Origin of the sequence: Pseudoalteromonas sp. SWN29 (assembly GCF_015864465.1) — a bacterium.
Classification (GTDB): Bacteria; Pseudomonadota; Gammaproteobacteria; order Enterobacterales; family Alteromonadaceae; genus Pseudoalteromonas.
In genome coordinates, this window is sequence record NZ_JADYXE010000002.1 from 120,361 (window position 1) to 133,748 (window position 13,388).

Annotated in this window: 8 protein-coding genes; all 8 read left to right on the forward strand. The window is 40.0% G+C overall.

The features are described from left to right. Nucleotides 1-114: 114 nt before the first annotated feature. Nucleotides 115-1,710 (forward strand): MFS transporter, encoded by a 1,596-nt coding sequence (locus I6F53_RS01240; protein WP_197238237.1) that lies wholly within the window; start codon nt 115-117, stop codon nt 1,708-1,710. After that, nucleotides 1,707-2,645, forward strand: coding sequence for a sugar kinase (locus tag I6F53_RS01245; RefSeq protein WP_165727474.1), 939 nt, complete (start codon nt 1,707-1,709; stop codon nt 2,643-2,645). The genes I6F53_RS01240 and I6F53_RS01245 overlap by 4 nt, the downstream gene beginning before the upstream one ends. A gap of 9 nt (nt 2,646-2,654) precedes the next feature. Then, the gene (locus I6F53_RS01250; protein ID WP_197238238.1) at nt 2,655-3,737 is read left to right on the forward strand and encodes a glycoside hydrolase family 117 protein; all 1,083 of its coding nucleotides are present in this window, start codon (nt 2,655-2,657) and stop codon (nt 3,735-3,737) included. Nucleotides 3,738-3,749: 12 nt separating this feature from the next. Then, nucleotides 3,750-4,805, forward strand: coding sequence for a UDP-glucose--hexose-1-phosphate uridylyltransferase (locus I6F53_RS01255; protein WP_166110873.1), 1,056 nt, complete (start codon nt 3,750-3,752; stop codon nt 4,803-4,805). Then, nucleotides 4,802-5,956, forward strand: coding sequence for a galactokinase (galK, locus tag I6F53_RS01260; RefSeq protein WP_165727477.1), 1,155 nt, complete (start codon nt 4,802-4,804; stop codon nt 5,954-5,956). The genes I6F53_RS01255 and galK overlap by 4 nt, the downstream gene beginning before the upstream one ends. 10 nt (nt 5,957-5,966) lie before the next feature. Then, nucleotides 5,967-6,995: a UDP-glucose 4-epimerase GalE gene (galE, locus tag I6F53_RS01265; RefSeq protein WP_197208603.1), complete on the forward strand. Its 1,029-nt coding sequence runs from the start codon at nt 5,967-5,969 to the stop codon at nt 6,993-6,995. A 67-nt stretch (nt 6,996-7,062) separates the two neighbouring features. Further along, a complete protein-coding gene (locus I6F53_RS01270; protein ID WP_197238239.1) occupies nt 7,063-9,402 on the forward strand; it encodes an alkaline phosphatase D family protein in 2,340 nt (779 codons plus the stop codon). Between the two features lie 465 nt (nt 9,403-9,867). After that, nucleotides 9,868-13,335 (forward strand): TonB-dependent receptor, encoded by a 3,468-nt coding sequence (locus tag I6F53_RS01275; RefSeq protein ID WP_197238240.1) that lies wholly within the window; start codon nt 9,868-9,870, stop codon nt 13,333-13,335. Nucleotides 13,336-13,388 lie beyond the last annotated feature (53 nt).

Below are 13,388 nucleotides of genomic sequence, written 5' to 3' on the forward strand. Positions count from 1 at the left end.
CTCGAAGTTATTACTCATGGTTAATTGTTAACAATGTTGGGTTTTGACACTAGCACTCGCTTTATTCTCTATATAAAGCAACACACAATGATAACAACAAAGTTGGATAGAAGTATGAATGGTAGCAAACGTAATGTGTTTTTCTTTGCATTTATCGTCGCCTTTGGTGGCTTTATTTTTGGATTAGACGCTGCTCTTATTTCAGGTACGGTTCGTTTTGTATCTGCAGAATTTAATTTATCTGACATCCAAATAGGCACTGTAGTAAGTGCGCCTGGTTTTGGTGTGCTATTTGCTTTAGTCATTACCGGTTACATATGCAATATGTTTGGCCGAAAAAATACCTTAATAGGCATTGCGTTTATATACATACTGTCGGCAATTGCATCGGTTTTCGCGCCAAGTTACGAGCTATTAGTTACTGCTCGTTTTATAGGTGGATTAGCATTCACGTCTTTATCGGTCGCTGCTATGTATATAGGTGAAGTTGCACCGTCTAAGTACCGTGGTAAATTAGTGTCTATGATTCAAATAAATATTGTTGTTGGATTATCCGCAGCGTATTTTGCTAACTACTTACTTGTTGATTTAGCTCACAGTAATTTTGAGTGGGTAACACAGTGGAATGTACAAGATAATTTATGGCGCTGGATGCTAGGCGTTGAGATTATTCCTGCTATTTTATGGTTTTTATTATTATTTACTATTCCCCAAAGCCCGCGTTGGTTAGTTATGAAAGGCAACGAAACACGCGCTATAACTATCTTGCATCGTTTAAATAAAAATACTGAATTGGCCCAAGAGCAACTTAAGAGTATTAAAGAGAGCTTGGTTGATTACAGCGAAACAGGTGGGTATTTTTCTTCATTTAAACAACTACTCGAAAGTCGTGTTCGCACAGCTGTCATTATTGCTTTTACTATTGCTATTGTGCAGCAAGTGACGGGGATTAACGCCATAATGTTTTATGCTCCAACTGTGTTTGAACAACTGGGAGTCGGCACTGATGCTGCTTTTTTTAACGCTGTTTTAATTGGTTTAGTCAGTATTGTATTTACTGTGGTAGCTATTGCTTTGATAGATAAGTTAGGGCGCAGACCCCTTGTTATTTGGGGATTAGCAGCTGCAACAATTAGTTTGTTTATGTGTTATTTAGGCTTTAGCCAGGCAGAGTATAGTTTGTCGGCTGAAGATATAGCCTCGTTTTCAGCGTTAAACTCTATTACAGGACTGGAGCACATAATTGGTACCGTGTATCACAGTGATATTGAATTTAAGCAGGCTTTAGCGAGCGTACTTACAGCTTCGCAACAGCAATTATTTGAAAGCGATTTAATTTCACGCGCAGCAACTATAAACGCGCCACTTATATCATTTGGTATAGCGGGCTTTATTGCAGCCTTTCACTTTTCGATTGGGCCAATTATGTGGGTAATATTTTCTGAAATATTCCCGACTCGTATTCGAGGTGTGGCCATTCCTACCTTTGCATTTATAGCCAGTGTAATTAGCTATTTTGTTCAGCAGTTTTTCCCATGGCAGCTAAGTAATTTAGGCGCTGCAAACATCTTTTTACTTTATACCGTATCGGGTGTAGCCGGCTTTGCATTGTTATTTAAGTTTATGCCAGAGACTAAAAATAAATCGATAGAAGAAATTGAAGTCTACCTAGAAGGCCTACACACTAAAAAAGTACAGGAGGGTGTGTGAGTACTTTACTCGCTATTGGCGAATGTATGGTTGAGCTAGTACCAACAGGTATTAGCGAATGCAAGCAGTCATTTGCGGGCGATACTTACAATGCTCTTGTGTATGCAAAGCGTTTTGCTAACACACTAAATTGCGCGCTATTTACAGCTGTAGGTAGCGACGTACTGAGTGCCAATATGCTCAAATGTTGGCAACAAGAAGGTATTAATACACAAAACGTGATTACAACAGCAGACTATAACGTGGGTATTTACGCTATTTCAACGGATGCTGATGGTGAGCGAAGCTTTGATTATTGGCGTAATCAATCAGCAGCGAAGCATATGATGAGTTTATATACTCAAAAGCCATTTAATTTAGGTTTGAAAGAATCAGACTGGGTGTTTTTCAGTGGCATTAGTTTAGGTATTTTAGATGATGAATCTAAACAAGGTTTACTCACATTATTAGCTGCTCTTAAAAAACAAGGCTGCACAATTGCGTTCGACCCTAATTATCGCGCGCGTATGTGGCAATCAAAAAGCCACGCTATTGAATGGCTAGAGCGTGCTTATGCGCTTAGTAATGTAGTTTTACCAGGTCTTGATGATCACCGTGTGTTATTCGGTCATTCAAGCATTGAAGAGATTGTTCAGTACTGTACACAATTTGATATCGACGAAATTGTTATTAAAGCTGGTAGTGCCGGGATGCAGGTTTATTGCAAAGATGATCTTAAAGCGTCATGTCCGTTTACACCCGCTGCAAAGCAAGTTGATAGTACAGCGGCAGGTGACTCATTTGCCGGAACCTACTTAGCCGCCAGAATGTGCGCACAAAACCCTCAAAATGCATTAGAAATGGCTGACAGTGTTGCCTCACAAGTTGTGCAGCATCAAGGCGCTATTTTACCTCTTGACGTATACCAGTCGCTAAATATAAGCCTAGGTAAGTAAGGAATTAACATGTCTGATAAAAAATTAAGTTTAGCAAGTAAGCGTGCAATAGAGCGTGGCTACGATAAATATGGCCCGCAGTGGCTTACAGAATTTGATATAGAACCGTTGCTGGGTGATTTTGCCTATGAAGAAGGGGTTATACGTCGCGATCCTTCATCTGTTTTATACATTGATGGTGTTTACCATTGTTGGTACACCAAAGGTGAGGGGGAAACGGTTGGTTTTAACTCTACTAATCCGAATGACAAAGTATTTCCATGGGATTTAACGCAAGTTTGGCATGCCACCTCAAAAGACAGTATTACATGGCAAGAACAAGGCTTAGCTGTAAGCCCAGGTAAACCAGGTGATTACGACGACAGAGCAATTTTTACGCCTGAAGTGTTTGAACACCAAGGTCATTATTATTTGGTTTATCAAACAGTACAAACACCTTATACAAATCGTCAGTACGAACATATTGCAATAGCTCACTCTGAATCTGCATTTGGGCCGTGGATAAAATCACCAAAACCGATTGTAAGCCCAAGCAAAGATGGTAAATGGCTTGGTGATGAAGACAGTCGTTTTGCAGTAACAGCTAAAGGTAGTTTTGATAGTCATAAAGTACACGACCCATGTTTAGTATTTTTTAATAATAAATTTTACTTGTACTACAAAGGCGAAACCCAAGGTGAAGGAATGAACTTTGGTGGTCGTGAAATAAAACACGGTGTTGCTATTGCTGATGATGTATTAGGTCCTTATGTTAAATCGCCTTATAACCCTATTTCAAATAGCGGTCATGAGGTCGTTGTTTGGAATTATAAAGGGGGTATTGCTAGTTTGCTAACAACCGATGGCCCTGAAAAAAACACTATTCAATTTGCTCAGGACGGTATTAATTTTGAAATTATGGCGCATATAAAAGGCGGTCCAGAAGCAATTGGTTTATATAGGCCTGCACAAGGGTTCGACCAAAACCAAGCACCTGGAATTAGCTGGGGATTGTGCCATAAATACGATGCCAGTTGGAACTGGAACTATATTTGTCGTTTTACTCCTCGTAAGCAAGTGCTTGACGCCGGTACCTTTCAAAACAGTAACTAGGGAAAGTAAAGAATGAGTGAGCAACAAAATCAATTTGACCCGACAGAGCATCCACACCGGCGTTTAAACCCATTATTAAATGAATATGTGTTGGTGTCGCCACACCGGGCTAAACGCCCATGGCAAGGTCAAGAAGAAAGTGTAGATATTGAGGTTAAACCAGAGTACGACGAAAGCTGCTTTTTATGTAAAGGCAATACGCGTATTAACGGTGAAGTAAATCCAGATTACAAAAACACCTTTGTGTTTACTAATGACTTTGCCGCCTTGCGTGAAGGTGTGCCTGATGTGGAGCAAACCGATCCCCTATTTAGTATGCATACAGAGCGTGGCACTGCGCGTGTTATTTGTTTTTCGCCTAATCATGCAAAAACACTACCAGAGCTTAGTGTTTCGCAAGTTACAAATGTAGTAAGCACATGGCAAGAGCAATGCATAGAGTTATCAAAAACTTACAAATGGGTTCAGGTATTTGAAAATAAAGGCGCTGTAATGGGGTGCTCTAACCCACATCCACATGGTCAAATTTGGGCACAAAATAAATTACCTAGTTTGGTTGCGCGTAAACACGAAAACCTCAAACGATATTACGAAAAGTATAAAAGTAATTTACTGCTTGATTACGCAAAACGTGAAATTGAAAAGCAAGAACGCGTGGTTTGTGTAAACGATGATTGGCTGGTGGTTGTACCTTATTGGGCTGCATGGCCATTTGAAACACTGCTATTGCCTCGGTTTGCGATTACTCAAATGATACAGCTGACAGACGTTCAACAAAGTAGTCTAGCTGAAATTATTAAAAATATAACAACTCGTTACGATAACTTATTTCAGTGTTCATTTCCGTACTCTATGGGCTGGCATGGCGCGCCTTATGATGGTCAAAGCCACTTATTTTGGCAATTACATGCGCAGTTTTTACCGCCATTACTACGATCAGCCAGTGTTAAAAAATTTATGGTTGGATACGAAATGATGGCCGAAGCACAGCGTGATATTACACCCGAGCAAGCTGCCACTATTTTGAAGAAACAATCACTAACGCATTATAAAGAGAACACTAAATGAATGTTGAACAAAGCGCACGGTTAGCTTTTTCAAACCACTTTGGACGCGATGCCGACTTTGTTGTCAAAGCCCCAGGGCGTGTTAATTTAATTGGTGAGCACACCGATTACAATGACGGTTTTGTACTGCCTTGTGCCATTGAATACGCTACTTACATTGCTGTGTCCCCTCGAACAGACGATGTAGTAAATGTACTTGCACTTGATTGCGATAACCAAACTGACAACTTTTTAGTAAATAAACCGCTTAATAGCCACAGTACGCAAACGTGGAGTAATTATGTTCGCGGCGTAGTTGATGAACTGCAAAAACGAAATCATAAACTCAGTGGCTGCGATATATGCATCACAGGTAATGTCCCGCAAGGAGCTGGTCTTAGTTCATCGGCTGCACTTGAGGTAGGTATTGCTTATGCATTTAATCATTTATGTGAATTGTTTATTGAGCGAAAAGACATAGCTCAAATTGCACAAGCCGCTGAAAACAATTTTGTGGGCTGCAACTGTGGAATTATGGATCAGCTTATATCGGCGTGTGGTCAGCAAGGACAAGCATTGGGTATAGATTGCCGCTCACTTGATTTAATTGAAGTGAGCATTGACCCAAAGATGACTATTTTAATGGTTAACTCAAACGTTAAACGAGGCTTGCTTGATAGCGAATATAACTTACGCCGAGAGCAATGTTATGCAGGGGCAGAAGCTTTGTCTAAACCGAGCTTGCGCGATGTAAGTATTGATGAGTTTGAGGCAAAAAAACATACATTAAGCGTTGAAGTAGCCAAGCGAGTAGAGCACATTGTGTATGAAAATGCGCGAACATTAGAAGCCATGCAAGCCTTTAGTAATAACGATATAACCAAACTAAGCACACTAATGGCACAAAGCCATGCCTCTATGCGTGATTTGTTCGAAATAACCACCTCCCAAATCGACACTCTTGTGAATATTATCGCAAAAGTAATTAATGAACACGGCGGCGTAAGAATGACGGGCGGTGGCTTTGGTGGTTGTGTAGTGGCGTTTGTTCCTAATTTTTTGGTAGAGAATGTAATTAGTGCTATTGAAACGCAGTACGAGCAACAAACAGGATTAAAAGAAACGATTTACACAAGCGTACCTTCAGCTGGTGTATCACTTATAAGAGCATAAGGACAATCTAATGAAAAAAGTACTGGTAACAGGAGGCGCGGGATATATTGGCAGCCACACTGTTTTAAGCTTATTAAAAGATGGTTTTGACGTAGTAGTAATAGACGATTTAAGTAACTCGAGTCGTGAATCGCTAACTCGCGTAGAAGCGTTATCAAAGCGAAAAGTTGAATTTATTCACGCCAGTTTACTTGATAACGATAAGTTGTCTGCCACGTTTAGCGAGCATAAATTTGATTCGGTTATTCACTTTGCAGGTTTAAAAGCGGTAGGCGAATCCATAGAAAAACCACTTGAGTATTATTATACCAACTTGGTGTCTACCTTAAATTTATGCCAATGCATGCTTAAATATAATGTTGATAAACTCGTGTTTAGCTCATCAGCTACAGTTTATGGACAAGGCGCATCGGTGCCTTATACCGAAAGTTTACCTCTAGGGCGTGCAGCAAGCCCGTATGGGCAAACAAAGGTAATGATTGAGCAAATACTACAAGAAATAGTCGCCTCAAATACTGGTTTACAAGTAGCCAGCCTGCGTTACTTTAATCCTATTGGCGCAGATATTAGCGGCCAAATAGGAGAAGACCCATTAGGTATTCCTAACAATTTAATGCCCTTTATTGCTCAAGTTGCTGTAGGTAAACGTGACAAATTAGCCATTTATGGAGGCGATTACCCTACTGAAGACGGTACATGTGAGCGGGACTATATACACGTTAGTGATTTAGCTAATGGTCATATTAAAGCCCTTAAATGGCTTGGCGAGCAACACCACAGTCTATATGAAGCATTTAACCTAGGCACTGGTACTCCTTATTCTGTGCTTGGCATAGTAAAAGCATTTATTGAGTATACCGGAGTTGATATTAACTTTGACATTGTAAAGCGCCGAGATGGCGACTTAGCTGCCTTTTGGGCCGATTCATCTAAAGCCCAGTCTGTTTTAGGCTGGCAATGTCAATATACCCTCGCAGACATGATGAAAGACACATGGCGCTGGCAAAGTAATAACCCTAATGGCTATCCAAATGTATAACTTCCTTATGTAAAGCACTGTCTACACAAGGCGCCCTAATCCACACACAATAATAAAGGTGATTAAAATGAAACGGAGAAGTTTTTTAAAACTCAGCGCTGGTCTACTAAGTTCAAGCCTGTTAAGTGGTTGCAGCGGATTATTTGCATCATACCGAGGTGACTTAACCTCAACTGCGCCATTAGATAATACGAATTTTAGTAAGCAGGTGTGGCTTGGTAAGCATTTTTGGGGCAACAGACTACAAGATTGGCAGCGTATAGGTAATGAGCTTTTATGTACCCGAGAAGGAAAAGATTTTGAAGCGCGTACTGTATCGTTACTCACCAGGCAACTTAATGGCTCATTACAAAGTGGGCGTATAAAAGCCACCGTACGCAATTTAACACCGAATGAAGAGGGCTTTTGTGGATTTTTATTAGGAATTGGCAAAGGTGAGCTATCAGCTAAAGGTGCTGCTTTAGCACAGCGAGCTGGTGGCGAAAATGGCGGAATAATTGCCGCCTTTGACAGTTTAGGTAAATTATCATTTAGACAGTTTGATGATGAAAGCAAAGCGCTTGATTTTACTATTATTAATCGTGCTCCATTTAATATACAACAATATAAAAGCGGCGATAAAATAACACTCGATTGCCATTTAGACCCAATAGATGCACACCATTTTGATATTCGTCTTGTGGCAAGTAACACAAATACAGCCCAGGAGTTAGGATTTGCTGTACTTCACAAAGTACCCGCAGAACAACTGCAAGGGGGGATTTCGTTATTAAGCTCCTCAGAGCCTTTTGTAGCAGGCGCACGTTGGGGGTTTAGTGATATTGAAACCGGTGGCGGTAAAATAACTCTAAATAATGCCAATACCTTAGGCCCGGTTATGGGGTGTATGTATAGCGTTAATAAACAGGTACTCAAGTTATCTTGTCAGTTAATGCCTATTAATATTAAAGAATTTTCACGCGTAGAGCTGCAATATAAGTTTGAAAACCAATTGGATTGGCAGCATGCAGGCACAGCAAAAATTGAAGATGGGTTTGTAGCAAGGTTTAGGTTAAGTAATTGGAACTATTTAAAACAAGCTCAATACAGAATTGTTAACCCACAAAAGCCTGAAGACACTTTATACTTTGGCACTATTGCTAAGGACCCACAAAATACTAAAGAATTCACGATTGCATTGTACTCTTGTATTATTCCTACCTCCAAAAGCTTAGACAACACACATTACACGCGCCTTATTAGCAGCGAGCGCGATTTAGGGCGTTACACCAAAGATAATATTTTATTCCCTCACACTGAGCTTGTTGAAAATGCCAATTATCATAACCCTGATATGTATGTTTTTTGTGGCGATCAGTACTATGAAACATACCCAACTCGTTATGGTCGGCACACAAAAGATGCCAAACTAGATACCTTATATAAATGGTACTTATGGTACTGGGCATTTGCCGATAGTATAAAAGATAAGCCTACACTTGTTTTGGTTGATGATCATGATGTACTGCAAGGTAACTTGTGGGGCGATGGAGCCGAGCACTCCGATATGCCAAAAGAAGAAGACGGTGGTTATAAGTGGGATAAAGACTTAGTTAGAATGATTTACCGTATGCAAAACGGTCACAATCCAGACCCTTACGACCCTACGCCTATTAAATATGATATTCCTGTAGCCTACGCCGCTTTTGAATATGGCGGAATTAGCTTTGCGATGGTTGAGGATCGTAAATTTAAAACGCCACCTGACTACAAAGCTAATAAGCTTGCCACAACGGGTGAGTTATTAGGTAAACGCCAAGAAGCCTTTTTAAAAGACTGGCAAACTATGCACCCGGGTAAACCTAAAATATGTATTACTGCTTCCATGTGGGGGTCGCCTCAAACCGATGAAAATGGCAAAGCATTAATAGATTACGATGCACATGGCTACCCGGCGGATGGGCGTACACGCGCAGTAAAACTAGTAAGTGACGCTAATGCATTAGTAATTGCGGGAGATCAACACCTCGGTTTGCTTGCCTACCAAGGAATAAATACCTTTGATGATGGCAGCTTATTTTTTGCAGGCCCAGCTAGTGCGGCGTTTTGGCAGCGTTGGTTTGAACCCCACGCACCTTTACCCAATCAGCGAAACAACGACAAAAATACCGGTGATTTTACCGACACGTTTGGTAATAAAATGCGTGTACTGGCCGCAGCTAATCCAAAAGTAACGCATAAGCTTTTTGCTAAACAAAATACAACGTGGGGTAAATTTTTAGCAGACCGAAACTTAAAAAGCGAAGGTTACGGAATTATTAAAATAAATCACGCTAAAAAATATTATCAGTTAGAGTGTTGGGAATGGAATACCGATCCTTCTATAGGCAAACAGTTTGCTGGTTGGCCGTATATAAAAGAATTTTGATTAGGCTAGGGCGTGTTGATCTTTGTGGATTGAAATTTGTTCAATCTAGGGGCGATTTAATCGCGGCGCGAGGTTTGTAACCTAGTGGGCTAAGTAAAAACCGAGCAACAAAGAGTTAATCGTCCCTAGAAAGAACCCAACAGGCAGCGCATGTTTGGTATTTATGCTGCGTTATCGCCTATTTATGGGGAATAACCACACTTTATAGGCTCTGCCTTGCCTAAAAACCAAACATACTGCTGCAAATTAACCCACCAAAGATCAACACGCCCTAGATAAACTCTGTGTAAATATTTACTTTAACACTGTTAATTAAGAGCAATTTAATGCTTACGCATTAAGTTGCTTTTTTATAATTAAGTAAAGATTGTTAACAAAATACAGTTGACAATTGTTTGGTTATTATATTATTGTTTACAAAAGATTAACCTGACAACATAATAATACCTTAGAAAGGGAACACACATGACAATCATCAACAAAGCGTTCAAGTTGAGCGCGATTACAGCTGCAGTACTTGCAACACAATTGGTTTACGCCAAGCAAGACGAAAGCACACAAGAAAAATCGAAAGTAGAAGCCGATATTGAAATAATTGAAGTCAGCGGGTTAGCCGCCAGTCTTAAAAAATCTATTAATGATAAGCGTTTTGCTGAAAACGTTGTTGACTCCATAAACGCTGAAGACATTGGTAAGTCCACTGATCAAAACATCGCTGATGCGCTTTCTCGTGTAACTGGTGTGTCGGTGCAATCTGTTGATGGTGAAGGCGCACGGGTGACTGTTCGTGGCGCTAATTCACAACAAAATAACATCAGTATGAATGGTGTCCAGCTTGGCTCAACAGGTTATAGTCAAGGTGTCGATTTATCGCAGTATTCTTCAGATATCTTATCTAAAATAGAAGTGGTTAAAACCCCAAGTGCCGATCATGAAGAGGGGGCATTAGGTGCCAATATAAATTTAACAACAACTAAGCCGTTAGATTTAAACTACGAAATAAACACCATGACGCTCGAAGGTCGTTACAATGACTTATCAGAAGAAGATAATTACAAAGTGTCGGGTACATTTTCAAGAAAGTTTTTTGATGATACGTTTGGCGTGGTTGTAACAGCAGTTAAAGAAACCAATGCGTATCGTAAAGATCAATACTCGGCAACAGATTGGTATGCCTTAGAATCCCCTTTAGCGAAAGATACTAACGGTAATGTTATTGAAAATGCTGTAGGTATTACACCTCGAGCCGTACAGTATCAATATCAAGAAAGTCAAAATGATCGTGTGAATTTCAGTCTAGGTTTACAATGGCGCGCAACAGAAAATACAGAATTTAACTTTAATGCTATTGTTGGTAAGCAAGATATAAATAATTCTATGCATGGAATTAACACCCGCTCAGTAGAAACTAAAAACTTGGTTGAAGGTGAAGACCCTGGTTTGGCTGGTGTAACTGCTGAATATACAGATCCTGAACAAGACTGGCGTACCATTGATTTAGAAACGAATACATTTACTAAATTTGTTAACCGCTTTGGCAGTGGTGGCTTGGTACAATCTGAAGGGGATTTTGAAAATAACAATCAAATATTTTCTTTAGATATGAACCATAATTTTAGTGATTCATTAACGATGGATGCGGGAGTTGGTTACTCTAAAACTGAGCAAATACCCAATAATTCTGTATATGTAGCATTACAAAATTTTGCAAACATTAGTGCATGGAGTTTAAAAAATGTTCCGCCTGAAGATATGGAACCTGTGGGTTATGACTGTATTAGTGGGAAGTGTAATTTAGTAACCGGTACGGGCTTAATTGACTATGGCGAAAATAATACCTTTGGTGATCCAGAAAGCCTGTGGGATAACTATAGCACTACCGGGTTTAACCCTGACGAATTAGATGCTCAGCATTTATCTTACATGGGCAGAACTTTAAATAGGGTAGAAGATGAACAAAAGTCATTATTTGTCGACTTTGACTACGTTCTAGATTCAAATAACTTTCGTTCAATCGAATTTGGTGCTAAATGGTCTAAACGTTCTAAGTATGTTGATGCACAGCAAGGGTCTTTTAACAGTGTAGGTGAAGGCGTTGTAATTACAAACCCAAATACTGGATTACCTGCGGTTTTAGGCAGTGGCTTACGTGATATCACCGGGGCAATGGTTACAGACGGCAATGAATTCCCAGTAGATGATTTTATGGCAGGCCTTGGTTATGGTCGCGATAATGTAACTGATGGTTGGAATAGCTTTTCAGCTTTCAAAGCGTTTGAAGTTGCGTTAGGTAGCCCAGAAGTGGCATTTAATACTGATAATTCAAATACAAGAAATACAGAATTCGATAACCTAGCATTTTACACAAAGCTCAACTTTGAGTTATTAGATGGACGCATTAGTGGTGATGTCGGTGTTCGTTATGTTAAAACAACGGTTGAAGTTCAAGGTGCATCAGGTGTGCAGTTTGCTTATGACCCATCAAATAATGCCCGTTTAATGGATCCATTCAAGCTTGCAGAACTGCGTGACCCAAGTTTACCGCTTTGTGCAGCGACTCCGTTTTATGGCACTAATTATAATGAAGAAATTCGTTGGTCTAGAACGGATGGTTTGGGTTATGACACCTTAGGAACCAATGATAAGACTGATGATGTTAGGATACCAGATCAAGGCCCGTGTCATGATCCTAACGCGATACAAGGTAGCGAGTTTGAATCTGAGTGGTATTTATGGCGTCATTCTGATGTTTCGACAGAAAAACATTGGATTTACGGTGAACGAGTTTATGATGAAGCAGGAAATTTATTACCAACGGAAGACAGAAGTTTGCGCTCTTTTGCCGTTACGGATGAGCATGAATATGATTTATTTTTACCGAGTTTAAATCTAAATTACTTATACAGTGAAGATACTATTATTCGTTTCGCAGCATCAAAAACAATGGCACGCCCGCAAATTGACTCGCTTCGCCCTGGTTTTAAAGTGAGAGAAACGCAATGGGGTGGCGAAAATCGTAATAACTCAATTACACTGACTAATCCTAAATTAGACCCTCTTGAATCATTTAATTTAGATTTATCTTATGAATGGTACTTTAATGATTCCGGCTTATTAGCCGCGACGTTATTCTATAAAGATATGACTAACTTTGAAGAATCAGAAACAATCGTTACTTACATGGATGATTTACGTGACGTAGGTTTAACAGAAGGAGAAACCTATGATCCAAATGATTTAGTACTGATTGCTGGCCAAGATAGCTTAGAAGGGTGTATGCCTAAACGGTTCCAAGGTGGCCAGGATTATCAAAAAGAGTGGATGTATTCAGGTGACTTAGAGCAAATGTGTGCCAAATTTAACACTACCCGTATTAAAAATGGTAAAGGGGCAAGTATTAAAGGGTTAGAGCTTCAATACATGCAAACCTACGATAACTTACCGGGTATTTGGTCCGGCCTTGGCTTGCAGGCTAACTATACATATCAAGACAGTAAGTACGATCAAGAAGTATCATCGATTGATAATAATGTAAAAATTCCTTCATTGGCGGTTGCCTATACGCCAGAGCATAGCTACAACGTAACGGGTTTTTGGGAAAAAGATGGTCATCAATTACGTCTATCTTACCAAGGGACAACCGATCAGCTTGTACAACGCTCATGGGAAAACGGATCGCTGTGGGAAGAGGGACGTAAAACGCTCGACTTTTCTGCAAGTTATAAAGTAAATAACTACATGACGCTATCACTACAAGTTGCCAATGTAACCGACGAAGGCGTACGCCAATACTTTACGAGTCGTTTCTTAAATGCTGGTGGCCAAACGTTCTCCGAAGGCAGCCCACTTGAAGGGGATGCAACTAAGTCACGCACGGTCTACCAGTATCATACCGGACGTACATTTAGACTTAATACCCGTATTAATTTCTAAATTTTTAATCTAATAAAAAGCCCGCAGCATTTCTGCGGGCTTTTTGGCTTTTG

Bases quoted from the DNA above. Each gene is read 5' to 3' on its own strand.
- I6F53_RS01255 (WP_166110873.1), top strand. From the start codon at position 3,750: ATGAGTGAGCAACAAAATCAATTTGACCCGACAGAGCATCCACACCGG.
- I6F53_RS01270 (WP_197238239.1), top strand. From the start codon at position 7,063: ATGAAACGGAGAAGTTTTTTAAAACTCAGCGCTGGTCTACTAAGTTCA.
- I6F53_RS01240 (WP_197238237.1), top strand. From the start codon at position 115: ATGAATGGTAGCAAACGTAATGTGTTTTTCTTTGCATTTATCGTCGCC.
- I6F53_RS01275 (WP_197238240.1), top strand. From the start codon at position 9,868: ATGACAATCATCAACAAAGCGTTCAAGTTGAGCGCGATTACAGCTGCA.
- galK (WP_165727477.1), top strand. From the start codon at position 4,802: ATGAATGTTGAACAAAGCGCACGGTTAGCTTTTTCAAACCACTTTGGA.
- galE (WP_197208603.1), top strand. From the start codon at position 5,967: ATGAAAAAAGTACTGGTAACAGGAGGCGCGGGATATATTGGCAGCCAC.
- I6F53_RS01250 (WP_197238238.1), top strand. From the start codon at position 2,655: ATGTCTGATAAAAAATTAAGTTTAGCAAGTAAGCGTGCAATAGAGCGT.